Annotated in this window: 26 protein-coding genes and 1 pseudogene; 9 read left to right on the top strand and 18 right to left on the bottom strand. The window is 46.0% G+C overall.

Translation table 11 applies throughout. The annotated features are described in order from the left end of the window. Positions 1 to 659 (bottom strand): annotated as a pseudogene (locus ACTBZS_RS07165) (trifunctional transcriptional regulator/proline dehydrogenase/L-glutamate gamma-semialdehyde dehydrogenase); the annotation flags it as partial. A gap of 242 nt (positions 660 to 901) precedes the next feature. On the opposite strand from ACTBZS_RS07165, the gene ACTBZS_RS07170 reads away from it, so the two are divergent. The 3 genes from ACTBZS_RS07170 (at position 902) to typA (ending at position 4,174) form a co-directional block, all read left to right on the top strand. Then, a complete protein-coding gene (locus tag ACTBZS_RS07170) occupies positions 902 to 1,387 on the top strand; it encodes an Lrp/AsnC ligand binding domain-containing protein (protein ID WP_460429505.1) in 486 nt (161 codons plus the stop codon). 7 nt (positions 1,388 to 1,394) lie between these two features. Then, positions 1,395 to 2,273: an AEC family transporter gene (locus tag ACTBZS_RS07175; RefSeq protein WP_463043700.1), complete on the top strand. Its 879-nt coding sequence runs from the start codon at positions 1,395 to 1,397 to the stop codon at positions 2,271 to 2,273. A gap of 86 nt (positions 2,274 to 2,359) precedes the next feature. After that, positions 2,360 to 4,174: a translational GTPase TypA gene (gene typA, locus ACTBZS_RS07180; protein ID WP_460429507.1), complete on the top strand. Its 1,815-nt coding sequence runs from the start codon at positions 2,360 to 2,362 to the stop codon at positions 4,172 to 4,174. 364 nt (positions 4,175 to 4,538) lie between these two features. Here typA and ACTBZS_RS07185 read toward each other — a convergent pair whose 3' ends face one another. Further along, positions 4,539 to 6,344, bottom strand: coding sequence for an acyl-CoA dehydrogenase C-terminal domain-containing protein (locus tag ACTBZS_RS07185; protein ID WP_463043701.1), 1,806 nt, complete (start codon positions 6,342 to 6,344; stop codon positions 4,539 to 4,541). A 229-nt stretch (positions 6,345 to 6,573) separates the two neighbouring features. Here ACTBZS_RS07185 and ACTBZS_RS07190 point away from each other — a divergent pair, with 229 nt between their 5' ends. From ACTBZS_RS07190 to ACTBZS_RS07215, 6 genes are all read left to right on the top strand, one after another. Further along, positions 6,574 to 7,125 carry a DUF2062 domain-containing protein gene (locus tag ACTBZS_RS07190; protein ID WP_022653143.1) on the top strand — a complete coding sequence of 184 codons (552 nt, stop codon included), beginning with the start codon at positions 6,574 to 6,576 and terminating at the stop codon, positions 7,123 to 7,125. Then, a complete protein-coding gene (locus ACTBZS_RS07195) occupies positions 7,112 to 7,669 on the top strand; it encodes an NUDIX domain-containing protein (RefSeq protein WP_463043702.1) in 558 nt (185 codons plus the stop codon). The genes ACTBZS_RS07190 and ACTBZS_RS07195 overlap by 14 nt, the downstream gene beginning before the upstream one ends. Then, positions 7,656 to 7,979 carry a PilZ domain-containing protein gene (locus ACTBZS_RS07200; protein WP_460429469.1) on the top strand — a complete coding sequence of 108 codons (324 nt, stop codon included), beginning with the start codon at positions 7,656 to 7,658 and terminating at the stop codon, positions 7,977 to 7,979. Before ACTBZS_RS07195 ends, ACTBZS_RS07200 begins: the two co-directional genes overlap by 14 nt. A gap of 178 nt (positions 7,980 to 8,157) precedes the next feature. Continuing rightward, complete coding sequence (locus ACTBZS_RS07205) at positions 8,158 to 10,086, top strand: PrkA family serine protein kinase (RefSeq protein ID WP_463043710.1); 1,929 nt, start codon at positions 8,158 to 8,160, stop codon at positions 10,084 to 10,086. A gap of 47 nt (positions 10,087 to 10,133) precedes the next feature. After that, positions 10,134 to 11,408, top strand: a complete 1,275-nt coding sequence (locus ACTBZS_RS07210; RefSeq protein WP_460429468.1) for a YeaH/YhbH family protein — start codon at positions 10,134 to 10,136, stop codon at positions 11,406 to 11,408. A gap of 35 nt (positions 11,409 to 11,443) precedes the next feature. Beyond that, positions 11,444 to 12,961 (top strand): SpoVR family protein, encoded by a 1,518-nt coding sequence (locus tag ACTBZS_RS07215; protein ID WP_463043703.1) that lies wholly within the window; start codon positions 11,444 to 11,446, stop codon positions 12,959 to 12,961. Between the two features lie 33 nt (positions 12,962 to 12,994). On the opposite strand, the gene fliR is transcribed toward ACTBZS_RS07215, so the two are convergent. The 16 genes from fliR to ACTBZS_RS07295 all read right to left on the bottom strand — a co-directional run bounded on the left by fliR (position 12,995) and on the right by ACTBZS_RS07295 (position 26,560). Further along, positions 12,995 to 13,789, bottom strand: a complete 795-nt coding sequence (fliR, locus tag ACTBZS_RS07220) for a flagellar biosynthetic protein FliR (protein ID WP_460429466.1) — start codon at positions 13,787 to 13,789, stop codon at positions 12,995 to 12,997. A 14-nt stretch (positions 13,790 to 13,803) separates the two neighbouring features. Continuing rightward, entirely contained in the window at positions 13,804 to 14,073 is a 270-nt protein-coding gene (fliQ, locus tag ACTBZS_RS07225) for a flagellar biosynthesis protein FliQ (protein ID WP_022653135.1), read from the bottom strand. 8 nt (positions 14,074 to 14,081) lie between these two features. Further along, positions 14,082 to 14,831: a flagellar type III secretion system pore protein FliP gene (fliP, locus tag ACTBZS_RS07230; protein ID WP_463043704.1), complete on the bottom strand. Its 750-nt coding sequence runs from the start codon at positions 14,829 to 14,831 to the stop codon at positions 14,082 to 14,084. After that, a complete protein-coding gene (gene fliO / locus ACTBZS_RS07235; protein ID WP_460429464.1) occupies positions 14,824 to 15,186 on the bottom strand; it encodes a flagellar biosynthetic protein FliO in 363 nt (120 codons plus the stop codon). The genes fliP and fliO overlap by 8 nt, the downstream gene beginning before the upstream one ends. Positions 15,187 to 15,311: 125 nt before the next feature. Next, positions 15,312 to 15,746 carry a flagellar motor switch protein FliN gene (gene fliN / locus ACTBZS_RS07240; RefSeq protein ID WP_022653131.1) on the bottom strand — a complete coding sequence of 145 codons (435 nt, stop codon included), beginning with the start codon at positions 15,744 to 15,746 and terminating at the stop codon, positions 15,312 to 15,314. Between the two features lie 70 nt (positions 15,747 to 15,816). Beyond that, positions 15,817 to 16,827, bottom strand: a complete 1,011-nt coding sequence (gene fliM, locus ACTBZS_RS07245) for a flagellar motor switch protein FliM (protein WP_022653130.1) — start codon at positions 16,825 to 16,827, stop codon at positions 15,817 to 15,819. A gap of 9 nt (positions 16,828 to 16,836) precedes the next feature. Further along, a complete protein-coding gene (locus ACTBZS_RS07250) occupies positions 16,837 to 17,313 on the bottom strand; it encodes a flagellar basal body-associated FliL family protein (RefSeq protein WP_245556743.1) in 477 nt (158 codons plus the stop codon). Positions 17,314 to 17,485: 172 nt separating this feature from the next. Then, entirely contained in the window at positions 17,486 to 18,688 is a 1,203-nt protein-coding gene (locus ACTBZS_RS07255) for a flagellar hook-length control protein FliK (protein WP_463043705.1), read from the bottom strand. A 75-nt stretch (positions 18,689 to 18,763) separates the two neighbouring features. Beyond that, on the bottom strand, positions 18,764 to 19,213 hold the full coding sequence (fliJ, locus tag ACTBZS_RS07260) for a flagellar export protein FliJ (protein WP_460429461.1): 450 nt from the start codon (positions 19,211 to 19,213) through the stop codon (positions 18,764 to 18,766). Further along, entirely contained in the window at positions 19,213 to 20,613 is a 1,401-nt protein-coding gene (gene fliI / locus ACTBZS_RS07265; protein ID WP_460429460.1) for a flagellar protein export ATPase FliI, read from the bottom strand. Before fliI ends, fliJ begins: the two co-directional genes overlap by 1 nt. Next, on the bottom strand, positions 20,597 to 21,379 hold the full coding sequence (locus ACTBZS_RS07270; protein ID WP_463043706.1) for a flagellar assembly protein FliH: 783 nt from the start codon (positions 21,377 to 21,379) through the stop codon (positions 20,597 to 20,599). Before ACTBZS_RS07270 ends, fliI begins: the two co-directional genes overlap by 17 nt. Then, a complete protein-coding gene (gene fliG, locus ACTBZS_RS07275; RefSeq protein WP_460429458.1) occupies positions 21,369 to 22,364 on the bottom strand; it encodes a flagellar motor switch protein FliG in 996 nt (331 codons plus the stop codon). Before fliG ends, ACTBZS_RS07270 begins: the two co-directional genes overlap by 11 nt. Beyond that, positions 22,357 to 24,045, bottom strand: a complete 1,689-nt coding sequence (gene fliF, locus ACTBZS_RS07280; RefSeq protein ID WP_463043711.1) for a flagellar basal-body MS-ring/collar protein FliF — start codon at positions 24,043 to 24,045, stop codon at positions 22,357 to 22,359. Before fliF ends, fliG begins: the two co-directional genes overlap by 8 nt. 91 nt (positions 24,046 to 24,136) lie before the next feature. After that, the gene (fliE, locus tag ACTBZS_RS07285) at positions 24,137 to 24,466 is read right to left on the bottom strand and encodes a flagellar hook-basal body complex protein FliE (RefSeq protein WP_463043707.1); all 330 of its coding nucleotides are present in this window, start codon (positions 24,464 to 24,466) and stop codon (positions 24,137 to 24,139) included. Between the two features lie 10 nt (positions 24,467 to 24,476). Further along, the gene (locus ACTBZS_RS07290; protein ID WP_463043708.1) at positions 24,477 to 25,868 is read right to left on the bottom strand and encodes a sigma-54-dependent transcriptional regulator; all 1,392 of its coding nucleotides are present in this window, start codon (positions 25,866 to 25,868) and stop codon (positions 24,477 to 24,479) included. A 2-nt stretch (positions 25,869 to 25,870) separates the two neighbouring features. After that, entirely contained in the window at positions 25,871 to 26,560 is a 690-nt protein-coding gene (locus tag ACTBZS_RS07295; protein WP_463043709.1) for a CheB methylesterase domain-containing protein, read from the bottom strand. Positions 26,561 to 26,833: the final 273 nt, after the last annotated feature.

The raw sequence follows: 26,833 nt of genomic DNA on the forward strand, positions 1-26,833 counted from the left end.
ATATAACGCTGAGCATCGGCTTCGGTCATGGCGGCTTCGCCAAGCATATCGTAACTAAAACGATAACCTCGGGCTTCACGCTCGCGGCCATTGGCCAGCGCCTCGTCAATGGTCTCACCAGTGACAAATTGCTTGCCCAGCATCCGCATTGCCAAGTCAACCCCTTTGCGAATCAGCGGTTCCCCACCTTTGGCAATCAGGCGCGATAAGGAATGGGAGAGTCCGGCTTCGTTATGGGTATTGACCAGCTTACCCGTAATCACCAACCCCCATGTGGCTGCATTCACAAATAACGATTGGCTCTGGCCCAAGTGGGCGCCCCAATCGCCTTTAGAAATTTTGTCGCGAATTAACTTGTCGGCAGTCGCTTGATCGGGAATTCGCAACAGGGCTTCGGCCAAGCACATCAAGGCCACCCCTTCTTGACTCGACAGTGAAAATTCATGCATCAGTGCATCGACGCCGCTGGCGCGGGTCCGTTTATGGCGGACATCGCTCACCAGTTTTTTCGCCAACGCTTGGATCCCTTTAATCTCACCAGCGGGAATATCGGCTTGGCTCAACAGACTGCGAACACATTCGCCTTCATCGCGTCGCCATGCGGCGGTGATGGCATGACGGCTTGGGGTTTGGGGTAGGGCAAGCGTTGGAAAAGACATGATTTTGATGCTCCATCGAATTCGAGATTTTTGACAATAATATTCGATGTAATGCAATATATCAGACCATATTAAGACAAAATCGCAAGATAAAAATCTAGTTTTTTGCTTTTTTGTAGATACTAAAACTTTTCGCGTTGCAACATTCGTGTAAAGACAGGGAAAAAAGCATATAATGCTAAAAGCATGGCAAACAACTAGCGATAACTTCTGTACCTTAGCTCTAACTCAGTGAAAAAACCATGAAGCGAAATCGAAATAAAAAACCCCTCGATCTGATCGACCGTAAAATTTTGGCTGTCTTACAACACAACGCCAAAATTTCTAATGTTGATTTAGCCGATCGTGTTCATCTGAGCCCCACACCCTGTTTGGAGCGGGTGAAGCGTTTGGAGTCGGAAGGGTATATCCGCGACTATGTCACCCGCCTCAATCCGCATCTGCTCGACGCTGGGATGTTGGTTTATCTGGAGGTCACGCTGACCAGTACCAGCTCTGAGGTATTAGAAGAATTTAATCGCGCCGTTCAAACCATCCCCGAGATTCTGGAATGTCACATGGTGGCGGGTGGCTTTGACTACTTATTAAAGATCCGCGTCAACGATATTCAAGCATTTCGTGTGCTGTTGGGCGATATGTTGAGCTCGCTGCCGCATGTGCGCGAAACCCACACTTATGTGGTGATGGAGGAAGTGAAAGAACAAACTAGCCTCCCCATCAAAACGTGAGTTTGGCATGTTTTTTAGAATTCTCGAAATTTTATTTCCTGTGTTGTCGATTATTGCTATCGGCACCTTGTATGGCCGCTTCCGCCGCCCCGATATGTTGGCAGCAAACCAACTGAACATGGATTTATTCGTGCCTGCGCTGGTGTTTGCTGCGTTGGCGAGTAAAGATTTTCATGTGATGGCCTATTTGCCCCTCGCCGCTGCCGCAACGGCTGTTGTATTAGGCTCTGGCCTATTGGCATGGCCGGTGGCGCGCCTGTTAGGGCTCGATTGGCGTACCTTCGTCCCACCCATGATGTTCAACAACACCGGCAATATGGGGATTCCAGTGATGGTGTTGGCGTTTGGTAGTCAATGGCTGCCGGGGGCGGTGATTGTCTTTTTAGTTGAAATGGTGTTGCACTTCTCGCTTGGTCTGTGGATGTTAGACCACAAAACCAAATTATTCGCCCTGTTTAAACAGCCCGTGATTCTGGCCACGATACTTGGCTTGGTGGTCAGCTTGGGGCAAATCTCTCTTCCCGCACCATTGCAAATCGCCCTGAAAATGTTGGGAGATATTTCCATCCCCTTGATGTTGTTTGCGCTTGGGGTACGGATGGCTGGCATTTCTTTTGCCGATTGGAAAATCGGGGTGATTGGCGGCATCTTGTGTCCGTTGTCGGGGGCGATGGTGGCTGGACTATGGTTACAGGCTTTTCCATTGCCACCGATGCAAGAAGCTTTGCTGTGGGTGTTTGCGGTGTTACCGCCGGCGGTGTTGAACTACTTGGTTGCGGAACGCTATCAACAAGAGCCGGCTCGTGTGGCATCGATTGTGCTCATTGGCAACAGTTTGTCGGTTTTTTCGTTGGCAATTGTTTTATATTTGGTTTTACCACACTAGATTTTGTTTGTTGCAACATAATCTTGCATACGAGATGAAAAGCGCTGTGCTAAAATTCGCCGATTTTTCAACGCACTGAAGCTTCCATGTCTCGCAACCTTCGCAATATCGCTATTATCGCTCACGTTGACCACGGTAAAACTACTTTGGTTGACCAACTGCTACGCCAATCCGGCACTTTCCGTGACCATCAACAAGTTGATGAACGGGTGATGGACAGCAACGACCTCGAAAAAGAACGGGGTATCACGATTCTGGCAAAGAACACTGCCATCGAATATCAAGGCACGCATATCAATATCGTGGACACCCCCGGACACGCCGACTTTGGCGGTGAGGTTGAGCGGGTGTTGGGGATGGTTGATGGTGTGTTGCTGTTGGTCGATGCCCAAGAAGGCCCGATGCCACAAACCCGTTTTGTGACGAAAAAAGCCTTGGCTTTGGGTCTGCGCCCTATCGTGGTGATTAACAAAATCGACCGTCCCGGTGCGCGTCCTGACTGGGTTGTCGATCAAACTTTCGACCTGTTCGACAAACTCGGCGCCACCGATGAACAGCTCGATTTCCCTATCGTGTATGCTTCTGGCCTCAATGGTTTTGCCAAACTCGAATTGGAAGACGAATCAACCGATATGCGTCCGCTGTTCGAGGTGATTCTCGAGCATGTGCCTACCCCACCTGGTGATGCTGAAGCGCCGTTACAACTGCAAATTTCTGCTTTGGATTATTCCACCTACACTGGCCGCTTAGGCGTGGGCCGTGTGTTGAATGGTCGCATCAAACCCGGTCAAGCCGTGGTGGTGATGAACCACGAAGACCAAGTGGCACAAGGCCGGATTAACCAAGTGTTGGGTTTCAAAGGCCTCGAACGCGTTCCTGTCGAACAAGCCGAGGCTGGTGACATTATCATCATCTCTGGTGTGGAAGACATCGGGATTGGTGTCACCATCTGTGACCGTGAACAGCCTGTTGGCTTGCCAATGTTGTCGGTGGACGAACCTACGCTGACGATGGACTTCATGGTCAACACCTCGCCTTTGGCCGGTACCGAAGGTAAATTCGTCACCAGCCGTCAAATCCGTGATCGTCTGCAAAAAGAATTGCTGACCAACGTGGCTTTGCGTGTTGAAGAAACTGGCGACGCGGATATTTTCCGTGTGTCTGGCCGTGGCGAATTGCATCTGACCATTCTGTTAGAAAATATGCGCCGTGAAGGTTTTGAGATGGCCGTCGGTAAGCCACGTGTGGTTTACAAAGAAATCAATGGCGAGAAATGCGAACCATACGAAAACTTGACCATCGACTTGGAAGATAACCACCAAGGCGCAGTGATGGAAGAAATTGGTCGCCGCCGTGGTGAGTTGACCAATATGGAATCGGATGGTAATGGCCGCACACGTCTTGAATACCATATTCCTGCCCGTGGTTTGATTGGTTTCCAATCCGATTTCTTGACCATGACGCGCGGTACTGGTTTGATGAGCCATGTGTTTGATGATTACGGTCCGGTGAAACCAGATTTGCCCGGCCGTCACAATGGCGTGTTGATTTCGCAAGAAAACGGCGAAGCCGTAGCTTATGCTTTGTGGAACTTAGAAGACCGTGGCCGGATGTTTGTTAGCCCGGGTGAAAAGTTGTATGAAGGGATGATTATTGGGATTCACAGCCGTGAAAATGATTTGGTTGTGAACCCAATTAAAGGTAAGAAATTAACCAACGTTCGCGCATCAGGAACAGATGAAGCCGTTCGTTTGACCACACCGATCAAACTCACTTTAGAATCGGCAGTGGAGTTTATCGATGATGATGAACTGGTTGAAATCACACCTCAATCGATCCGTATTCGTAAGCGCTTGCTGAATGAACATGATCGTAAGAAATCTGTGCGTGGTTTGCTGTAATCGCTGATATTTGAAGTGAGCGGCGCACCGAAACTCCCATGACAACGCGCCAAAACGCTTAGTGGAAGCAGACTGCATCAGAAAAGCACACCCCCGAAAAATCGGGGGCTTGTGAGAAGTTTGAAACGGGGCCAGTTCGGCCCCGTTTTTCTTGTATCAACCTCAATAACAATCAGCTATTGTTTTGCGCCTCGGCAGCAGCTGAAACCGCCATGCTCACAATAGTGACGTACCAAGGAAATTGTGGTAGCGATGTAATAAATGGCAAGGTTTTACGGCATGAGGAATAAAAAAACAGCCTCTATCGCTAGAGGCTGTTCAAGTAGAGCCACACCCAATTTGACTGCACTACAGAGATCACACATTAGAAAGCAAAGTGATCTTCTTCTAAGTCCATCAACGGCTTAGCACCTGCTTTCAAGGTCACAATCAAGCTATGAATTTCAGGGAACAACTTGCTGAAATAGAACTGTGCTGTTTTCACTTTCGCCTCATAGAAGCCAGTCTCAGCGCTGCCAGCGTCTAATTTCTCAAGCGCCACTTTCGCCATCCATGCCCAGAAATAACCATACGTCAGATGGCCCACCAAACGCAGATAATCTGTGGCTGCCGCACCAGCCTCATCTTTATTCATCATCGCCCCCATGCCAATTTGCATGGTGATTTCAGCCATTTGCTTGTTCAAACCATTTAATGGCTCAAGGAATGGGATTAAGCGGCTGTCGGCACTGTTTGCTTCGCAGAATTTGTGGATGCGCTTAGTAAATTTACGCAATTTCTGCCCTTGATCCATCAACACCTTACGGCCTAACAAATCAATCGCTTGAATCCCGTTGGTACCTTCATAAATTTGCGAGATACGGCAATCACGCACCAACTGTTCCATCCCCCATTCGCGGATAAAACCATGACCACCAAACACCTGCATCCCTAAATTGGTTGCCAGATAACCGTTATCGGTCATAAAAGCCTTTGCCACTGGCGTCAGCAAGGCCACTAAATCTGCGGCCTCTTGGCGAGCTTCGGCATCGGGAGATTTTTCTTCAATGTCTAACTGCAAGGCCAAGAAGGCGGTAAAGGCACGGCCGGCTTCGGTATATGCTTTTTGCGTCAATAACATACGGCGGACATCAGGATGAACGATGATTGGATCAGCAGCTTTTTCTGGTGCTTTTGGCCCATTCAAAGCACGCATTTGCAAACGCTCTTTAGCGTATGCCAAGGCACCTTGGAAAGCAGCTTCACCCAAACCTAAGCCCTGCATACCACACCCTAAACGTGCGGCATTCATCATGGTGAACATACATGCCAAACCTTTGTTCACTTCACCAATCAGATAGCCTTTAGCACCATCCAAGTTAATCACCGCAGTGGCGTTGGCTTTAATACCCATTTTATGTTCCAGTGCACCACAGGTCACCGGATTACGTTCACCTAACGAACCATCTTCGTTAATCAAAAACTTCGGCACAATAAACAGCGAAATGCCTTTCACATCTTTCGGGGAATCAGGCAAGCGTGCCAATACTAAGTGAATGATGTTATCGGATAGGTCGTGTTCACCTGCCGAGATAAAAATTTTGGTCCCTGTAATGAGATAGCTACCATCTGCAGCAGGTTCAGCGCGAGTTTTTAATAAACCCAAGTCAGTACCGCAGTGGGGTTCGGTCAAACACATGGTGCCGGTCCATTCACCGGAAACCAATTTAGGCAAATAAGTGGCTTTTTGTTCAGGGGTACCGTGGGCATGGATAGCCGAGTAGGCACCATGACTCAAACCGGGGTACATCGACCATGCAACGTTGGCAGAACATTGCATTTCCATGATCGGGAAACCGAGAGTTTTTGGCATGCCTTGACCGCCGTATTCGGGATCACAATCCAAGCCAGTAAAGCCCAATTCGCAGAATTGTTGATAGGCCTCTTTAAAACCAGCAGGCGTAGTCACCGATTTGGTAGCAGGGTCGTACACACAACCGGCTTCGTCGGCAGCGCGGTTGATGGGTGCTAATTCATTTTCACAAAACTTGGCGCCAGCCTCGAGATAAGAGGCAAATACATCGGCAGTGGCTTCTTCATAGCCAGGCAAGGTTGGAATGATATTTTGGACTTCAATCAACTCGTTGAGGACAAAGTCGAAATCGCGCAGGGGGGCTTTGTAAGCAGGCATGATGTTTCTCCGATCCGTGGGTCAGGACTGTGTCGTCCTGTTAGCAGTTAAGCAACGGGGTGAAGCGTATCGCCCTTTTTTGTAGAACGCAACGATTTTTCAAACGATTGTTTGGAACGGTTGTTTGTTGCATGGCAACAACGCAACGAAAAAGTGGCTTGAACAACATCGAAAAATCTGCGTGACGGCACCACTTCAGAGCTACGACGCGCCAAGAGGAAAACAGTTCATGTCCCGCAAATGGTTAAAAGCTAATCTTCCTAGTGCAGAACATATTTCACAAAATCGCTATTTACGCTGGATGCAGCCTTGGTTAGCAGGCCATTATCTTTGGACATTACACCGCCGCAATATGGCGCGGGCGGTGGCAATTGGCTTGTTCGCGGGTCTGATGCCGGGGCCAACACAGATGTTAACCGGTGGGGTTATGGCCTTGTTATTGCGAGCAAATTTACCGCTTACTTTATTTGTGACGCTCTACACCAACCCACTGACTATCGTACCATTATACCTATTAGCCTATCGCTATGGCGCATGGCTATTAGGCACTGATACACAAGCCAATATCAGCATGGCACCCGATTTTTCACTCGCCACATTTGGCAGTTGGCTGGCACAAATGGTAGATTGGGCGGTTTCTTTAGGCCCTGCTTTATTGGTAGGCTTGCCGGCCTTGGGTTTGTCATTCGCCGTTGTCGGTTATCTATTAGTCATCATCGCGTGGCGGGGGTTTATCGTGTATTTATGGCATCGTCGAAAGGTGCAACGTGCAGCTCGCTGAACAAACGCTGACTTCATCCATCCTTGCCCAAGGACATTTTTTGACCCTTAAACGCGATACGGTCGTGCTTCCCAATGGTCAACATGCTGAACGCGAATACATTGAACATCCCGGTGCCGTGGCAGTGTTTGCCTTACCTGCGCCAGATACGGTCTTGCTGGTCGAGCAGTTTCGTTATCCCCTACGCCGTACTTTTCTCGAAGTCCCTGCCGGAAAAATCGACGCGGGAGAAACACCACTCGCCACGGCACAACGAGAGTTACAAGAAGAAACGGGCTATCAAGCCGCTAGGTGGTATGCCCTCGGTGAAGCACATCCCTGCATTGGTTATTCCAATGAACGAATCGTTTATTTCGTCGCAGAAGACTTAACGTGGGTCGGACAAAATTTGGATGAGGGAGAGTTTGTGAACGTCAAACGTTACCCCATCGAGACACTGCAACAACTCGCCCTACAAGCCACAATCAGTGATAGCAAAACCATCACAGGCCTATTTTGGTTAAATGCCTTTTTATCTGGAGCATTAGCACGTGAGCGCCTTTGAACGCCATCGCGATCGCCGAGGGGAACTTCGCGTTCCTGCCCATTGTCCAGCACAAGTGCGTGTGTTGTTGACTCAAGAGACTTTTGAAGCACGCTGCTTTAATGTCAGTGCCGGAGGGATGGCGTTGTTTTGCACGTATGTCCCTCGTTTTGAAGAACAACTCGAAGTGATTGTGATGCCACCATCCATCGGTGGCCGTGCAGCAGAACCGCTACGAGCACGAGTTGAAGTCAAACGGTGCGAACGACTCGAACGGGGCGATCTGTATGAAATTGGTGTCAGTATCGTCGAAGTATTACCGTATTACTGAGTATTAGCTGGTCTGTTTCCTCTCAATCTTTCCTGCCTCTTGCTGTTTTTTGCCCCTAAAAATCTAAAAGCATACAATTTATTCATTTTTTAGCCTGTCGGCGAAATTTATTGTGCTATACCAAAAGTGCGGCCCGTTGACATCACACCGCCCATTGGCCTTACGAAGGAGCACCATGATGAATGCCGATATCTTTAGTCGTTTCTCTGCCCGATACGATAAGTCGCGTGAAGAAGAGTTCTCCTTGCAGGAGTATCTGGAGATTTGCAAAAACGATCCCAGCGCGTACGCCACTGCAGCAGAACGGATGTTGACTGCCATTGGGCAACCAGAGCTGCTCGACACACGCAATGACCCACGCCTGTCACGCATCTTTGCCAACAAAGTCATCAAACTCTATCCCGCTTTTCGCGAATTCTATGGCATGGAAGAAGCCATCGAACAAGTCGTGGCCTATTTCCGGCACGCAGCCCAAGGCTTAGAAGAGAAAAAACAAATTCTTTATCTGCTCGGGCCAGTCGGTGGTGGTAAATCCTCAATTGCTGAAAAGCTAAAAGAGTTAGTCCAACATGTTCCGTTCTATTGTCTGAAAGGTAGCCCAGTCAATGAATCTCCACTGGGTTTATTTAGCGATCAAGAAGACGGTGCCTTATTGGAGGAGGAATATGGTATTCCCCGCCGCTACCTGCGCACCATTCCCAGCCCTTGGGCAGTCAAACGACTACACGAATTCAATGGTGACATCAATCAATTCCGTGTGGTGAAACGCTACCCCTCGGTTTTAAAACAATTGGCCGTTGCAAAAACAGAACCTGGGGACGAAAACAACCAAGATATCTCGTCTTTAGTTGGTAAAGTCGATATCCGTAAGTTGGAAAAATATGCACAAGACGACCCCGATGCCTATAGCTATTCAGGTGGACTGTGCTTGGCCAACCAAGGTTTGCTTGAATTTGTTGAAATGTTCAAAGCACCGATTAAGGTGTTACACCCCCTATTAACAGCCACACAAGAAGGTAATTTCAAAGGGACTGAAGGATTTGGGGCGATTCCATTTGATGGGATTGTTCTGGCACACTCGAATGAATCGGAATGGAAGCAATTCCGTAACAATAAAAATAACGAAGCCTTTTTGGATCGTATTTATATTGTCAAAGTGCCTTATTGCCTACGCGTCAGTGATGAAATCAAGATTTACGAAAAACTGATTCGGCACTCCTCACTTACCCAAGCTCCATGCGCCCCCGGCACCTTAAAAATGATGGCGCAATTTGCCATTCTGTCACGGCTAAAAGAACCGGAGAATTCAAACTTATTTAGCAAAATGCTGGTGTACGATGGAGACAACCTAAAAGATACCGACCCAAAAGCAAAGTCAATTCAGGAGTATCGGGATTTTGCTGGAGTTGATGAGGGGATGACTGGCTTATCCACTCGTTTCGCTTACAAAATTTTGTCGCGTGTTTTTAACTTCGATCATGCCGAGGTAGCAGCGAATCCTGTCCATTTGTTGTATGTGCTAGAACAACAAATTGAACGTGAGCAATTTCCACAAGAAGTGGAGCAAAAGTATTTAACCTTTTTGAAAGAATACTTAGCGCCAAAATATGTGGAATTTATTGGCAAAGAAATTCAAAAGGCGTATCTAGAAAGTTACTCTGAGTATGGTCAAAATATCTTTGATCGCTATGTCACCTTTGCTGATTACTGGATTCAAGACCAAGAGTATCGCGACCCAGACACAGGAGAGATTTTCGACCGTAATTCGCTCAATAGCGAATTAGAGAAAATTGAAAAACCAGCAGGGATTTCTAATCCAAAAGACTTCCGTAATGAGATCGTTAACTTTGTTTTGCGAGCACGCGCAAACAACGCTGGACAAAATCCACATTGGACAAGTTACGAAAAATTACGGCAGGTTATCGAGAAGAAAATGTTCTCGAATACAGAAGAACTGCTACCTGTGATTAGCTTTAATAGCAAGGCAAGCGTAGAAGATGTGAAAAAACACGAAGATTTTGTCAATCGCATGGTAACCAAGGGTTATACACCAAAACAGGTCCGGCTATTATGTGAATGGTACCTCCGCGTACGTAAATCTTCTTAAAGCAGTTTTGGCGCGTCCTCATTGCCTCATTTTATCTGGAGTTGACCATGGCCCATTTAATAGACCGCCGTTTAAACGGAAAAAATAAGTCAGCCGTCAACCGTGAGCGTTTTTTGCGTCGTTTTAAAGCACAAATTAAACAATCGGTTGCAAAGGCGATAAAAGGACGCGCCATCACTGATATTCAAACGGGTGAGAAAATCTCTATTCCATCAAAAGATATTTCTGAACCGGTGTTTCAACATGGATCAGGAGGGATTAAAGAGATGATTCACCCTGGCAACCAAGATTTTATTCGGGGTGATCGTATTGCACGACCACAAGGCGGAGGAGGCGGTGGTGGGGGCGGCAAAGCGAGCAATCAAGGCGAAGGAGAAGATGATTTTGTCTTTGAACTTAGCCGCGAAGAATTCATGAAAGTCTTTTTTGAAGATCTTGCTTTACCTAACTTAGTAAAAACACAGTTGCTTGGTACGCACGAAATGAAAAGTGTGCGGGCAGGTTTTATTAACGATGGTACGCCGACCAATATCAATATTGTTCGCTCATTGCGAGGGGCACTTTCTCGGCGTATTGCACTATCAGCACCTATTTTATCGGAACTGACACAAGCCGAAGAAGAATTAGATGAACTACTTGAACTGGCTGACGAACAGTCTTTCAGAGTAAAAGACCTGCGAGAAAAAATCCGTCACTTACGCAGCCGGCTGTATACCATCCCATTTATTGATCCTTTTGATTTAAGGTATAACAACCGTATTAAGCGGCCTTTTCCAACCAGTCAAGCAGTGATGTTTTGTATCATGGATGTCTCTGGCTCAATGGATGAAAATAAAAAAGATATTGCCAAACGATTTTTTATTTTGCTTTATCTTTTCCTAGAAAAACAATATGAAAAAATAGAGCTGGTGTTCATCCGACACCATACCAGTGCAACAGAAGTCTCTGAGCATGATTTCTTCCACTCCCGTGAATCAGGTGGGACAGTGGTGTCTTCTGCCTTAACATTATGTTCAGAAATCATTCAAAAACGCTATCCAACTGAAGATTGGAATATTTATGTTGCTCAAGCCTCGGATGGCGATAACTGGGACAGCGATTCTAGTCAATGTAGCTCTATTTTATTAGAGAAAATTTTACCTTGTGTGCAGTATTATGCTTATATTGAAATCACACAGGGAGAACCACAAAACTTATGGCATGAATATCAAAAAGTTGCAGAGCAGATTAAACACTTTGCGATGCAAAAAATAAAAACTGCTGCAGATATTTATCCCGTTTTCCGTGAATTGTTCAAAAAACAACCTCATACTGTTACATAGCTAACAGTATCGGAAAAAGATAAGGACTTCTGGCCATGAAACCGACCCCTATTTCAACTTCGTCAGAATGGTCTTTTGATCTGATTGAAAAATACGACCGAGAAATTATGAAAGTTGCCTGTGGTGAATATCATCTTGATATTTATCCAGTGCAACTCGAAATCATCACAGCAGAACAGATGATGGACGCCTACTCTTCTGTTGGAATGCCAGTCAACTACCATCATTGGTCATTTGGCAAACAATTTGTTGCAACAGAAAAAAGTTATAAACGTGGGCAAATGGGTTTGGCCTATGAAATTGTGATTAACTCTAATCCTTGTATCGCTTATCTGATGGAAGAAAATTCCATGATGATGCAAGCATTGGTCACAGCACATGCGGCTTATGGCCATAACAGTTTTTTTAAAGGCAATTATTTATTCAGAACTTGGACAGACGCAGAAGCAATCATTGATTATTTAGTTTTCGCAAAAAATTACCTTGCTGATTGCGAGCGAATGTATGGCATTGATGCAGTTGAGGATCTATTAGATTCATGCCATGCCTTGATGAATTATGGTGTCGATCGCTACAAGCGGCCACAAAAATTGTCATTGGCAAAAGAAAAAATCCGCCAAAGTGAGCGCGAGCATTATTTACAGCTGCAGGTAAACGATTTGTGGCGTACCATTCCGCGACGAAATACAGATACCGAGATCAATGCTCCAGCTCGTTTTCCTACAGAACCACAGGAAAATATCCTTTATTTCATTGAAAAATCAGCGCCCTTATTAGAACCTTGGCAACGCGAAGTCATTCGAATTGTGCGAAAAATCGCCCAGTATTTTTATCCACAACGCCAAACCCAGGTCATGAATGAAGGGTGGGCAACCTTTTGGCACCACACTATTCTAAACCGACTCTACGAAAAACAGTTGGTGACGGATGGTTTTATGATGGAATTTCTGCAATCACACACCAACGTTGTACTACAACCACCGGTACATAGTCACTGGTATTCAGGTATCAATCCCTATGCGCTTGGATTTGCTATGTATCAAGATATTTGTCGGATTTGTCGTGAGCCAACAGATGAAGATAGGGCATGGTTTCCCGATTTAGTTGGCCAAGATTGGCGTGAGAGTATTGAATTTGCCATGCGCAATTTCAAAGACGAGAGTTTTATCTCACAATACCTTTCACCAAAGGTCATTCGTGATTTTAGATTATTTGCCGTGAGAGATGATGATAAAGACGATAAACTTCTCATCCCTGCTATTCACGATGAACCAGGGTATGCTGAGATTCGTCGTACGCTATCTGAACAATATAATTTAGGTTCGAGAGAGCCTAATATTCAGGTATGGTCGGTTAATCTACGCGGGGACCGTAGTTTAACTTTACGCCATTTTATGCATCAAAGACGGCCATTGGGAAAAACCACCGACGAAGTATTAAAGCATGTTTGCAGATTATGGGGGTTTGATGTGCGTTTAGAATCTGTTGACCAGCAAGGGCAAATATTACAAACTCACGAATGCAAAGCCCCCGAGCACAACAGCTTATTCTAAAAAAACTGTGTTGATAACGCCTTAACGAAGTTGTTAAGGCGTTTTTATTGTTGAGAGCAATTGCAGCATTGCCTGAATATTTTGCTCATAAATTTCACCAATGACATGAGCGAATGCTGGTATAGAGAAATATAAAGCAATAAAGCCAATTGTCAGTGTTAAGGGGAAACCAAAGGTAAAAATGTTGAACTGTGGTGCAGCACGAGTCATCACACCAATCGCCAAGTTAGTAATCAGTAATGCACCCACAACGGGAATAGACAATAAAAACCCTAGGGAAAATATGTTAGCTCCCCATTCAGCTAACACTTTGAAACTGGCTTTAGGAATCGACTCTAAACCAACAGGCAATATGCGAAAACTATCGACCAGCGCAGAGATTAAAACCAAATGGCCATCCATCGCCAAAAAAAGTAAGAAGACAAAAGTGGATAAAAATCGAGAAAGCGCGGGGACTTGTGCACCGAATTGTGGATCAAAAAACATGGCGAAACCCAAACCCATTTGCATGCTCATCAGCATGCCAGCCATTTCTACCGCAGCAATTACCAATCGCATCACCATGCCCATTGCGGCACCAATAATGACTTGATAGAAAATATTAGCGAGCCCCTCAGCGGAAATAACCGGTGCTTCTGGCATCGCAGGTAATAGCGGTGCAATAATAATCGTTAATGCAATGGCAGTAGCAACACGAACTTGTCGAGGAATTGTTCGTGTCCCAAAAAACGGATCGACCATAATAAAACCGGCGATACGGCAGAATGGCCAAAAAAAGCCTGATAACAGTAATGCAATCTCTGTATCAGAGATTTCTACCATACCCATATTTTGGCTTTCATTTAACCAATCATATTTGGAATACCGCTAATTAAACGCACGGTAAATTCCATCATTGTCCGCAGCATCCAAGGACCGGCTAAAATAAGCACCACGAACATAGCCAACAACTTTGGAATAAAAGTTAAGGTCATTTCGTTAATCTGGGTTGCTGCTTGCAACACGCTGACCAAAAGGCCGATGACTAGCGCCACAGCAAGCAATGGTGCTGAAACAATAATTAAGATAAACAGCGCATTCTGAATTAGATTAATGGCCAGCTCTGGACTCATGGTTTTTCCTATGAAACATAAAAGCTTTGTACCAAAGACCCCATCAATAGAGTCCACCCATCCACTAGCACAAATAGCATTAGCTTAAAAGGGAGTGAGATAATAATTGGCGAAACCATCATCATACCCATTGACATCAAGACTGTTGCTACAACTAAGTCAATAATTAAAAATGGAATAAAAACAAGAAAACCAATTTGAAAAGCAGTTTTGATTTCACTGATCACGAAAGCAGGTACTAAGGTTTTTAAACTAATATCTTCTGGTCCATTGGGTTTTGGACTACGAGAAATTTCAATAAAAAACTCTAAATCTTTTTCTCGAGTTTGTCTCATCATAAACTCTTTAAATGGTTTACTTCCTCGCTCAAAAGCCTGATCCATAGTCATTTTATCTTCAGCAAACGGCTGCCAAGCATTTTTATAGGCGTCATCAAACACAGGTGCCATGATAAAAAAAGTTAGAAACAATGCTAATCCCAATAAAACCTGATTTGGTGGTGATTGCATTGTCCCTAGGGCTTGTCGCAGTAAAGCAAGCACAATGACAATACGAGTAAAAGAAGTCATCATCAATATCGCTGCAGGGATAAATCCTAATGCAGTGATAAACACCAACATTTGCAATGATAATGAATAGTTTGTCCCACCGCCTGCAGTGGGAGTGCTATTCATCAGAGGAAATGAAGGTGTCGCAAAAACGAATTCAGCTAACCCAAACAGTAAGGGTAAACAGAACAACCATGCTTTTTTATTCATGGGAAGAACGATTCTGATCTTGGGCATGAGAAGCAGGCCCTTTGATATGAGTAAGCGCAGTACGGAAACGCTCGGCAAAAGAAACCGGAACAATAGTATCTGCGTCGGCAGGACGCGGTAGAGTGTGCAGGACATTCACTGATCCCTGCGCCACCCCTAGCACCAACCAAGATTGGTCTATCTCAACAATCACAACCCGCTCACGCGGTCCTACCATGACATGGCCCACGACCTTAGCATGGGCAGGCAGACCAAATGCAGATTGACCACCAAGCTTTTTAAGTGCCCATGCCATCAAGAAAATCAGGCCGAGTACAAATAATAGGCCAAAAGCCGCTTGGGCGAACTGTGACATGGGAGAGGTGAGCAACGATGAGGTAGGTGCACTCTCTTGTGCTAGGACAATAGAAGAGAAAGATGTAAACAGAAGCGCTGCCACAAAGGACAGCGCTCTGTTAAACCAACACACAACGGTCTGTATCACTTCTGTAACCGACGTAAACGTTCAGCAGGTGTAATAATATCGGTTAAACGAATACCAAATTTATCGTTTACCACCACCACTTCACCTTGAGCAATCAAACAGCCATTGACCAACACGTCCATTGGTTCACCAGCCATACCATCTAATTCAACCACTGAGCCTTGAGCCAATTGCAACAAGTTACGGATGGCAATTTTTGTTCTACCCAGTTCAACCGTCATATTAACGGGAATATCGAGAATCATATCCAGATTACCGCCTGCAGCGGTTATCGGATCAGAAGGGGCAAGCTCTTGGAACAGGCCAGTGGCCAAAGTGGGCCCAGATTGAGCAGGCTCTGCAGGAGCAGATTCGTGATCGGAATCAGTTGATTCCTGTTGTTCCGCCATTGCGGCTGCCCAATCATCCATACTTACTGGTTCGTCACTCATTTTAAATTACCCACAAAAAATTGGCCTTGGCAGTGACTGTTATTTAGGTCACCCGACACGCCATCCAAGTTTAAATAGCATCGCTTCCTAGGCTGCTGACATCACTGATTTCTTGTGCACCAGCAAGTACCCGATCCACCTTCAGCGCATACTGCCCACCCACAACACCATATTTACACTGTAAAACGGGAATACCCGAAACATCGGCGACAATCGTTTCTGGTATTTCTAGTGGAATAATATCGCCTTCTTTTAAGGTCAGAATGTCACGCAGCGTAATTTCTGTTTCAGCCAAGTTAGCAACTAATTCCACCGCTGCTGTTTGTACTTGGCGAGATAACAGATTTACCCACCGGTTGTCCACCTCGGTACGGTCAGCAGCCATCGTACTCGATAATAAGTCCCGAATGGGCTCGACCATCGAATATGGCATACAAACGTGGAAATCACCACCGCCGGCACCCAGTTCGATTCGGAATGTCATCGAAACGACCACTTCCGTCGGTGTTGCGATGTTAGCAAACTGTGTGTTCATTTCTGAACGGATGTAATTGAATTCTATTTCATATACTGGCTGCCATGCTTTTTGATATTCCAAAAAGACAACATCTAAAAGACGACGAATAATTCGTTGTTCAGTTGCCGTAAAATCACGGCCTTCAACCCGCACATGATAACGACCATCCGAACCAAACAAATTATCGACAATCAAGAAGACTAAATCGGGGTCGAAAATTAGCAGTGCAGTCCCGCGCAGGGGTTTGACATGGCACAGGTTAAGGTTAGTAGGTACAACAAGATTACGAATAAATTCACTATATTTTTGTACTTTAACCGGACCTACAGAAATTTCTGCATTACGGCGGATAAAGTTAAATAGACCAATCCGAAGATTACGAGCGAAACGCTCGTTAATAATCTCCAAGGTTGGCATCCGGCCACGAACAATGCGCTCTTGACGACCAATATCATAGTTGCGTACTGGGGTTCCCCCCAGTCTCGCCTCGTCATCATTGTCATCCCCAGTGACCCCGCGCAGCAGGGCATCAACTTCTTCCTGGGAGAGAATATCGTCTGCCATATTCGCCCGTTACTGATTCTGAACAATGAAAGAGGTGAAAACCACGCCAGTCACTGGTGCAGAAAGACCAGAATCTGACACAGACTCATTAATCACTTGGCGAATCTGATTTTTTAATTTTGCTTTGCCTTCTGGTGTCGCCAGTTCTTCACTGGTTTTTGATGAAAGCAACATAATCAGTGCACTGCGAATTTTTGGCATATAGGCTTTAAGCACTTGAGCATGGCCACCGTCGGCAAGTTCTGCTTGAAACTCAATTTGCAGCATGCCACCGCTACCGGCCAAATTCACCACAAACGTATCAATTTTTTCGAAGACCGGCAGTTCAGAGGCTTTCTTTGGAGCGGCTCCCCCATGACCTTCTTCTTTTTTACCTAAAAAGAGATAGGCAACGGCGCCAGCCAGCGCTAAAACGACAACTAATAAGCCTGCAACCAGAATGACCATTGTTTTTTTATTACCGCTAGGTGCTTTTTCTTCTGACATAACTTTACCCATGCAATTTGAAACAGAATTTTAAAAGGCCACTCTTCACAACACAAAATGTACCTTTGCTAAATAGCAGAGGACATTCTAGAGAGAGGGCCGTTTGTTCACAACAAAGGCCCTCAATATCAGCTGCCACCGGATATTACCCCAAAAGCAGGGGTTCCGAACATTACGCGTAAACACTCAGTTGATCATCACCATCAACAGATTTCGCTGGAGCAGGTGTCACAGGCGGAGAAACAGGGGCAGCAGTCGGCATACCATGAACAGAGAATTTGGGTGCAGATTCATCTTGGCGAGACGATTGATTTTGTTGCATAAAAGCCATCTGGGCTGCTTGACGCTCTTGAGAGTCACCAGAAGACACTTGAGCACCATTCAATTGAATACCATTATCTGCCAGCATCGCTGCTAAACGTGGTAAGTGTTGTTCTAAGGTATCTTTAGCTTGTGGTGTTGCTGCAACAAATAGAACGCTCGCTTGATCTTGATGCAAGCGGAGAGAAACTTCGATAGGCCCTAAATTGGGTGGATTCACCTGCATCTGAGCCACATCCATCTTGGTATTGACCATCATCAATAGATTTTGGCCTAATTCCTTACCCCATTTTGGATCAGGAGACATCGGGGTGTGAACGTGTAAGACCTTGGCTGCTTCTGATGACTGCATGTGAGGTTTTTCTTGGGGCGTCAGCAATGACGTCACGACATTCGGAGCAACAGGGGTAGAAGCAGTTTCATCGGCAAATGCCGGCAAAGAAGTGTCAACCACCGGCAAATTTTTGCCCAGTTCAAGCAAGCGATCAGGACGAACTGATTTTGCGGAGATAGTCTCACCAAGGGGAGAGCTTTCTATAGGAACATCTTGATCAATGGTGAGTTCTGTTGGTGTTAACTTGGTATTAGACTGAATAGCAACTGGCAAAGGCGCAAATAGCTTCGGTTCGGTTTCCGGATTAAGCTCGAGATCATCTGAGGAGGTGGATTCTTTATCAGACGATTTTGTTATCTTAATTTCACCTTGAGCCACTCTTGACGTCGCCAGATCAGTACGGATGCTTGAGGAAGCGTTTAAAGCAAGTAAACTCTCCAATAAAGCCTCAGCATCCTCAGATTCTTTTTTTTGATCTAAAGAAGAATTTTCTTGTTTATCAAAGTCCGTACCCTTGGTTTTATTTGTTTTAGATGCAGGGAATATTGTAGAAGAGGAAGGTTCAACAGTTTGCATTTCCTCATTTTGCATTGCCAATTCAGTATTAACCTGCAAAAGTTTGGAAAACACATCCGCACTATCAGTTGCTTGACCTGACGGCACTAAAGCTGTGGATGTGTCCGGGACAGAGGGTGCACTGCTGACGACAGTAATCGCCATAATCAGCTCCTGAGAAGAAAGAGACAAGTGACAAGATAAAGCAACTTTTGCACCATGCTCTTTTCACGAAATTGGTTACTGAGAAAGCGAACGCACAGTAAAGGCGCGCGTTGCCAATTCATCAGTCTGTTTTTGCTCACGCCGCATTTGTTGCTGCAACAACCGTTGTTGCTCTGCAGTATGTAAAGTTTCCATTGCTTTGAGATGTTGGCGGGCAGTCTGCCATTGGTCTCGTGTCTCTGCATATATCACTTCACACGTTTTCACTTCTTGTAGTTGGACTTCCACCGCAGATTCCAAACGCTCTAAGAAACGTTGGTAATCCAACCACTGGGCCACGCCAATCCCAACCGCACCCCGTTCTATACGACGGTTACGGTACTCGGCTAAAAATGATTCAACTTGTTGTAACTTACGTTGCGCGGTGGACAAGCTCTGTTGTGCCATTCCCATACGATTCGCTGCAGCATCAAGTTTTTCTTGTGCCAAACGAATCAGAAGTTGGTACTTGCTGACAGGTGGCATCAGTTGGCTCCATTCACCAGTTGAAACAGATTGCCAATACTTTCCTGATAGTCATGCGATTGCCGCATTTCTTGCATTAAAAACTCTTGCATCACCGGATGCAACTGAATCGCCTTATCTAACATTGGATCAGAGCCGCTCATATAGGCACCAACGTTGATTAAATCACGATTGCGCAAGTAACGTGAGTAAAGCTGTTTAAAGTAGCGGGCGGCTTGCAGCTGATCGCGAGACACAATGTCATTCATCACCCGACTAATCGATTGTTCAATATCAATTGCAGGATAAACACCCGACTCAGCAATTTGCCTAGATAAGACAAAGTGTCCATCTAGGATAGCTCGGGCCGAATCAGCAACAGGATCTTGCTGATCATCACCTTCAGATAACACGGTGTAGAAGCCAGTAATCGAACCACCCCCTGCTTTACCATTACCCGCTCTTTCGATCAGTTGTGGCAATTTCGCAAATACAGAGGGGGGATAACCTTTAGTCACGGGTGGTTCACCAATCGCTAGGGCAATTTCACGTTGTGCCATGGCATATCGAGTGACTGAATCCATCAACAATAAGACATCTAAGCCTTGGTCACGGAAATACTCTGCCAAAGCTGTCGCATAGGCGGCGCCATGCAGTCGCATCAGCGGTGGCATGTCCGCTGGTGCTGCCACCACAACCGAACGTGCTAACCCTTCTTCTCCAAGAATTTCTTCAATAAAGTCTTTTACCTCGCGCCCCCGCTCACCGATCAAGCCCACTACGACCACATCAGCTTTGGTAAAACGCGCCATCATGCCAAGCAACACCGATTTACCCACACCAGAACCGGCAAATAAGCCTAAACGCTGGCCACGTCCCACGGTTAGTAAACCATTGATCGCACGAACGCCGACATCCAACACATCTCGTACAGGTGTGCGATCAAGAGGGTTAATGGGTTGACTGTACAAGGGATAGAAATCATCTGGCTCTAGCGGGCCGGCGTCATCAAGGGGGCGGCCAAGTGAGTCGAGAATTCGCCCAAGTAACTTATGTCCTACCGGAACTTGTCGGCCATATGGCCCCTGTGGGCAAACTGCCACATTTTGCTGGCCATAGCGTGGTGGATGATAGGGACGTAATGGCGCAACAGCAGTGCCTGGAACCAAACCTTGAACATTCGACACTGGCATAAGATACATATTATCTGCTGAAAAACCTACGACTTCTGCCTCAACATGTCGTCCTTCAGGTAATTCAACGACACAAGCACTCCCTACCGGCAAACGGACGCCAACCGCCTCCATCACCATACCAGTCACCCGTGTAAGTCGGCCTTTAATCAACCATAACGGAGAATGTGTAATCGTCTGTTGGCATAGAGAAAGATAATCCAGCCATGGTTTAATTGGCGCTGACATTGCCAGTTCCCAAAGCATTAGACAACGCTTGCCAGCGTTGTTGTAAGGATAAGTCAATGCTCAGCACAGGGCTATCGAGTAGGCATCCACCACGATCTAACGCAGGATCGGGAATCAATTGCCATGATTGAGACAAGCGCTCTTCACTCAGATAGTGTTTCATCACTTCAATATCATCTGGATGGAGCCGTAACTTAGCCTGTTGAATCGAGTCAGGTAAGGTAGAAAGCGCTTGTTTTAAAACATCTAACACAGCATCTTGTTTGATTTGAATGTGTGAAGCAACGATCTTTTGTGCACAGGATAAGGCCAGCTGCAACAATGCAGGCGCAATACTCTGGTCAACATCGGTCACAGAAACTTGCAAACGCTGTTGAATATCAAGAAACTGTTCATAAGCCTGATTGAACTCCGTGCTTGCCTGAGTATGACCAGCTTGCCACCCTTCTTTATGGCCGGCCTCAAATCCTGCCGTTTTACCAGCCTCAAAACCCGCTTGAAAGGCTTCTTGATGAATAGCTTCAATTTCTGCGGCAGTGGGATAAATGCGAGCGGGTTCGATCTCAACGGTTTCGACAACAACCGGATCTGAATCTTCTTCTACAGTAGAAGAATCCGAGGCGTATTCTGAGGTCGTGGCATCAGACACACCTTCACTGGTCGTAGTCGATGTGGTGGCAACAGCCTCTTCAAGTTGATGTAAAGGCGATAAGGCCCAAGGCGTCCACTGGACACCTTCTTGGGCAGAAATAATCTTACTCGACAACGCCTTCCTCTCCAGCCTTCGTCAACACAATCTGGCCTTCATCGGCCAATTTGCGCACAATTTTCAGAATCTCTTTCTGCTCTGCTTCAACCTCAGACACTTTAACTGGCCCTTTGGCTTCGAAGTCATCCTTCAGCATTTCAGCAGCACGCTGAGACATATTCTTGAAGATTTTTTCTTTGAGTTCCTGACTGGTACCTTTAAGCGCAATGATAAGAGATTCGGACGAAATCTCGCGCATGATGACCTGAATCGAGCGGTTGTCCAATTCGATAAGGTTTTCGAACACAAACATCTTGTCTTGGATTCGCTGAGCCAATTCCGGATCGTACTCGCGGATAGCACCCAAGGCCGATGTCTCAACACCACTGCCCAAGAAGTTAAGAATTTCAGCAGTAAGCTGTTCGCCACCCATTGCGCTTTTCTTGACGCGATCAGAGCCAGACAACAACTGAGTCAATACCTCATTCAATTCACGCAGGGCTTGTGGTTGTACGCCTTCCAAGGTGGCAATCCGCAAGAGAACATCATTACGCAAACGCTCTGTGAAATGCTGCAGGATTGCACTGGTCTGGTCTGGTTCTAAGTGCACAAGAATGGTTGCAATAATCTGAGGGTGTTCATTACGAATCAGATCTGCTGCATTCGATGGATCCATCCATTTCAGGCTCTCAATACCCGCATGGTCATTACCCTGCATGATCTTATCAAGCAGATTGGCAGCCTTGTCTTCACCAAGTGCTTCTGTCAACACATTGCGTAGATATTCGTCAGATGCACCGACAGAAGCACGCATTTGCGCTTCTTCACGGAACAGATTTACTGCTAGATCGATTTCATCAAAGCTCAAGTTAGAGATTTGAGTCATCACAGTACTGATTTTTTGCACTTCTTTTGGACCGAGGTATTTAAAAACCTCGACGGCATCAGTTTGCCCCAAACTAAACAGTAATACTGCACTACGACGAACACCGGCATCACTCATCGCCACTCACCCATTCTTTAATGATTTGTGCCGCCATCCGTGGATCATTTCTCACGATTTGACGTGCAGCCTCAAGGTTGGCCTCATATAGACGTCGTTGGATTTCACGTTCATCCAGTGGTTCACCGGTAATTTCATCTTTCGGTGCAGCCCCAGCTTCTTCAGCCCCCTCCATGCCAGGTAAAGGCGGCGGCGGATTAAGAATATCGCGCACGATTGGACGAACAATCCACAACAGGAGATACAGTAACAATAGACCGACCAAGGCATATTTGATCAGACTTTCTGCATTCTCTGTGGCATAGGTAATAAAGCGATCTTGTAAGGTTTGGGTTTCTAAATTCTCTGCAAAAGCGGTGTTGACCACGTTCAAAGAGTCGCCACGATCTTGGCTATAGCCCATTGCTTCACGAACAAGATTATTGATTTGTTGCAGTTCATTGGCACTTAAGGGAACAAATTTGGCATTACCTTCAGCATCCACCTGACGTTTGTAGTTAACCACCACCGCTGCAGATAAGCGTTTCACTGTTCCTACAGGCGATTTGGTATGTTGAATAGTCCGGTCAACTTCAAAATTCGTTGTCGTTTCCCGATTAGACGCCACAGGAGGGGTATTACCAGCCTGCTGACCACCAGGTAACAAACCAGCTTGAGTGCCAGGGGGAAGCTGAATTGGCGCAGCAGCTGCATTAGGCGGTTGGTTAGCCAACGCACCGGGGACACCACCGACTTGATCAGTTTCGCGTTTTACACTTTCAGCCGTTTGTTGGCTACGAATGGCAGACTGATTGGGTGGCGAATTCGGTGTATAAATTTCGGCAGTTTGTTCAACTTCAGAGAAATCGACCGCCGCCGTCACCTCAGCACGAACATTTTCCTTACCAAAAATGGGTTCTAGGATGGTTTGGATACGCTTAACAAAATCTTGCTCTATTTGTCTAACATAGGCGAGTTGGCGTTTATTTAAACCAGAATTGTCGTTGTTAATATCTGACAAATTGGATAGTAAATTGCCTTCCTGATCAACGATGGTAATGTTTTTAGCAGGTAATCCGGGAACACTGGAAGACACCAAATTAATCACACCAGAGATTTGACCTGCATCGAGCACCCGACCAGGGAACAGCGACACCATGATAGAAGCAGTCGGTTTTTGTTGTTCACGCAAAAACACGCTGTTTTTTGGGATGGCAAGGTGCACACGCGCAGATTCAACAACGTTGAGTGATTCAATCGTACGAGCCAGTTCACCTTCAATTGCACGTTGATAGTTAATTTGTTCCGCAAACTGGCTGATACCAAATTTTTGGTTATCCATCAGTTCAAAGCCAGCGCCACTTGCCTTGGGCAAACCTTGGGAAGCAAGTTTTAAGCGTGTTTCATAGACGTTTTCGGTTGGCACCGAAATCACTCCACCAGGCCCAAGCTGATAGGGCACGTTCATTTGTTGGAGCGCAGCGGTAATTTGACCGCCATCTTTATCAGAAATGTTGCTAAACAGGACTTTATATGCAGGTTGTTTATTCCATAACACCAATGCAATGATGATTGCCACGATTGCAGCAAGCCCTGCAAAAAGCAGTATTTTTTTATTGGAAGGGAGGGTTTTGTATCTCTCAACCGCTTCACGGATCCGTGTTTGCAGGGTCATCGAATTTTGCTCTGCCAGTTCAGCCATATCATCAGGGAATTTTTTGCACGTTGAGTCCTGCCGTACTGAGATTACACTCAGCACAGGCACAAGGTCGTATTATCATACGAAAACACGATTATATTTGTGTGTTCATCACTTCCTGATAAGCAGAGACCAATTTATTACGCACTTGCACCATGGTCTGGAATGACAAGCTGGCCTTTTGTAAAGAAATCATTACATCATGCAGATTGACAGTTTCATCGCCTAGCTCAAATTTCTTCTGTAACGATTGAGAGGCTTGTTGCAAGCTGTTCACATCTTTCAGTGCAGAGCCCAGCACATCAGAAAAGTCAACGCCAGAAACAGATTCCTGACCGGCGATGGGGGTTGCTGGTTTATTTGTCGCTAGCGCGGAAACCGCGCGTAACTCGCCAAGTAATTGGTCAATACCTTGCGTGCTCATAATGTATTCCTCAATGTGAAAGCGAGCTATCAGGGGGGGTTAAGGCAGAAGAAGAAAGCGCTGTTTCCTCTGTATCGTCCATCCGATATCTTTGCAATTTGTAGCGCAACGTCCGTTCGCTAATCCCTAAGCGTTGAGCTGCAAGTTTTTTGACGCCACCCACAGAAGATAGGGTATCAAGGATATGTTGCCGCTCCAAGCTACGAATGTCTGATTGCGCTGTCTCTGACCCAGACCGCAAAGCTGATATTTTGTTTTCCTTATTCACCAACATCAGATCAGCCGCATGAATCACACCACCCGATGCAAGCACACATGCTCTCTGCATCACGTTTTGTAACTCGCGGATGTTACCGTCCCACGCATGGGCAGTCAAACAATGCGCAGCATCTGCCGATAAAGACCAAGCATGTCCTGTGCCAGATAAAAAAGCTTTGGCCAAAGGCAAAATATCTTCTTTTCTTTCTCGCAAAGGCGGGATAGAAACGGGAAAGACATTTAAACGAAAGTATAAATCTTCTCGAAATCGACCTGCAGCCACTTCTTCTTCAATGTGGCGATTACTGGTTGAAATGACTCGAATATCCAAGCGGATTGCGCGCTGACTCCCTAAGCGTTCTAGTTCTCGCTCTTGCAAAACTCTCAGTAATTTTGCTTGAAGTTGCAACGGCATCTCGCTGATTTCATCCAGCAACAGTGTACCACCTTGAGCCTGTTCAAATTTGCCTACAAAACTCTGGCTGGCACCAGTAAATGCGCCTTTTTCGTGTCCAAATAAAGTGGATTCTAACAGGTGCTCAGGAATTGCCGCACAGTTGACGGCAACAAATGGGCCTGTTGCCCGTGGCGAATGCTGATGCAGAAAGCGCGCTAACACTTCTTTTCCAACACCACTTTCACCATGTAAAAACACGCTGGCATCACTGAGCGCAACCTTACCTAACAGAGCCAACAACGCTTTCATTACTTTGGATTCGGCAATGATGCCCGTTGCTGCCTCAACCTGATTGATGGCAGCAGACGCATCACTCGTTCTTCCAATACAGCGAGCGACTTCATCTAACAGCACATCCGGTTCAAATGGTTTTTGTAAATAATGCGCGGCACCAGCTCTCAACATTTCCACCGCTTTATCTAATTCACCGTATGCGGTCATTAAGATAAATGGAACCACTAAATTTTTCTGTTTTAATGCTGCAAATAAAGCGTAGCCATCCATCGGCTGCATCTGTGCATCTGATATGACTAGAGCAACTTTATGTTGTTTGAGAATATGTAGCGCCGACCTGCCCTCTTTTGCTGTCAAAGTTTCATATCCTGCTAAATGCAGAGTATCGACAATGGCTTCTAACAAAGCATCATCATCTTCAACAACAAGAATGGGTAGCGTTGGCTTAGACATCTTTATCTCGCAATATGACCTGTTTGCTGTGTCAATAAACCTAATAACCGTGGTGCAATGTGTTCAATCGATAACACTTCAGCTACACCACCAAGGGCAATCGCTTCTTTTGGCATACCAAACACCACACAAGACGCTTCATTCTGGGCAATCGTATAGGCGCCGGTTTGGCGCAACTCTGCCAGTCCCCGTGCGCCATCTCGTCCCATCCCAGTCAATATCACACCAATGGCTGCAGCACCCAGCATGTTAGCACCCGAACGAAATAGCACATCCACCGAAGGCCGATGACGATTGACCTCATTACCACGGCTCAGGGCAACAAAAAATTGCATACCACGCTTCTGCAACATCAAATGAGCAAAACCAGGTGCGATATACACATGGTTTGCTTTGATCATTTCACCCTCTTCTGCCTCTTTCACCGTCAATGCACATTGCGTATTGAGTCGATCTGCGAACGATTTGGTGAATACTTCCGGCATATGTTGTGCGATCAAGATAGGAGGAAATTGAGCAGGCAACGCAGTCAATACCGCTTTAATTGCCTCAGTTCCCCCTGTTGAGGCACCAATTAACACCATCTTTTCTGTCATGCGGCTGTTACAACAACAAGGATGCAGAGGAAGAACCACATCAGCAGTATAGCTTGGCGTCAGTTCAAAGGGTTTTTGTGTCGCAGGCTTTAACATAGGGAGCAATCAGATAGAAAAGAGACTCACACAAGCACATCCTTGCCTCGCCAGATCACATATTCAAACAAGGTTAACCACAACTCTAGCAGGAAACAAGGCCTGTACGCGAAAAATCGCAACAAACAACAAAAACAAAATTCACTCTTGCTTTATACCCTAAAAGATGCCTGATGAAAACCGCGTAAAATATGAAGAAAAATTGCGATAAACACATAAAACAAAAATTTGTCTGATAAAAAATAAAAGCGCCTGTGACGGCGCTTTCTAGAC

The organism is Aquaspirillum sp. (assembly GCF_055136605.1).

Bases quoted from the DNA above. Each gene is read 5' to 3' on its own strand.
- fliI (WP_460429460.1), bottom strand. From the start codon at position 20,613: ATGTCAGCGCCAATTAAACCATGGCTGGATTATCTTTCTCTATGCCAA.
- typA (WP_460429507.1), top strand. From the start codon at position 2,360: ATGTCTCGCAACCTTCGCAATATCGCTATTATCGCTCACGTTGACCAC.
- ACTBZS_RS07170 (WP_460429505.1), top strand. From the start codon at position 902: ATGAAGCGAAATCGAAATAAAAAACCCCTCGATCTGATCGACCGTAAA.
- ACTBZS_RS07255 (WP_463043705.1), bottom strand. From the start codon at position 18,688: ATGGCGATTACTGTCGTCAGCAGTGCACCCTCTGTCCCGGACACATCC.
- fliJ (WP_460429461.1), bottom strand. From the start codon at position 19,213: ATGCCACCTGTCAGCAAGTACCAACTTCTGATTCGTTTGGCACAAGAA.
- fliP (WP_463043704.1), bottom strand. From the start codon at position 14,831: ATGAATAAAAAAGCATGGTTGTTCTGTTTACCCTTACTGTTTGGGTTA.
- fliF (WP_463043711.1), bottom strand. From the start codon at position 24,045: ATGGCTGAACTGGCAGAGCAAAATTCGATGACCCTGCAAACACGGATC.
- fliM (WP_022653130.1), bottom strand. From the start codon at position 16,827: ATGGCAGACGATATTCTCTCCCAGGAAGAAGTTGATGCCCTGCTGCGC.
- fliE (WP_463043707.1), bottom strand. From the start codon at position 24,466: ATGAGCACGCAAGGTATTGACCAATTACTTGGCGAGTTACGCGCGGTT.
- ACTBZS_RS07295 (WP_463043709.1), bottom strand. From the start codon at position 26,560: ATGTTAAAGCCTGCGACACAAAAACCCTTTGAACTGACGCCAAGCTAT.
- fliN (WP_022653131.1), bottom strand. From the start codon at position 15,746: ATGAGTGACGAACCAGTAAGTATGGATGATTGGGCAGCCGCAATGGCG.
- ACTBZS_RS07175 (WP_463043700.1), top strand. From the start codon at position 1,395: ATGTTTTTTAGAATTCTCGAAATTTTATTTCCTGTGTTGTCGATTATT.
- ACTBZS_RS07185 (WP_463043701.1), bottom strand. From the start codon at position 6,344: ATGCCTGCTTACAAAGCCCCCCTGCGCGATTTCGACTTTGTCCTCAAC.
- ACTBZS_RS07250 (WP_245556743.1), bottom strand. From the start codon at position 17,313: ATGTCAGAAGAAAAAGCACCTAGCGGTAATAAAAAAACAATGGTCATT.
- ACTBZS_RS07210 (WP_460429468.1), top strand. From the start codon at position 10,134: ATGGCCCATTTAATAGACCGCCGTTTAAACGGAAAAAATAAGTCAGCC.
- ACTBZS_RS07290 (WP_463043708.1), bottom strand. From the start codon at position 25,868: ATGTCTAAGCCAACGCTACCCATTCTTGTTGTTGAAGATGATGATGCT.
- fliG (WP_460429458.1), bottom strand. From the start codon at position 22,364: ATGAGTGATGCCGGTGTTCGTCGTAGTGCAGTATTACTGTTTAGTTTG.
- fliO (WP_460429464.1), bottom strand. From the start codon at position 15,186: ATGTCACAGTTCGCCCAAGCGGCTTTTGGCCTATTATTTGTACTCGGC.
- fliQ (WP_022653135.1), bottom strand. From the start codon at position 14,073: ATGAGTCCAGAGCTGGCCATTAATCTAATTCAGAATGCGCTGTTTATC.
- fliR (WP_460429466.1), bottom strand. From the start codon at position 13,789: ATGGGTATGGTAGAAATCTCTGATACAGAGATTGCATTACTGTTATCA.
- ACTBZS_RS07190 (WP_022653143.1), top strand. From the start codon at position 6,574: ATGTCCCGCAAATGGTTAAAAGCTAATCTTCCTAGTGCAGAACATATT.
- ACTBZS_RS07205 (WP_463043710.1), top strand. From the start codon at position 8,158: ATGAATGCCGATATCTTTAGTCGTTTCTCTGCCCGATACGATAAGTCG.
- ACTBZS_RS07215 (WP_463043703.1), top strand. From the start codon at position 11,444: ATGAAACCGACCCCTATTTCAACTTCGTCAGAATGGTCTTTTGATCTG.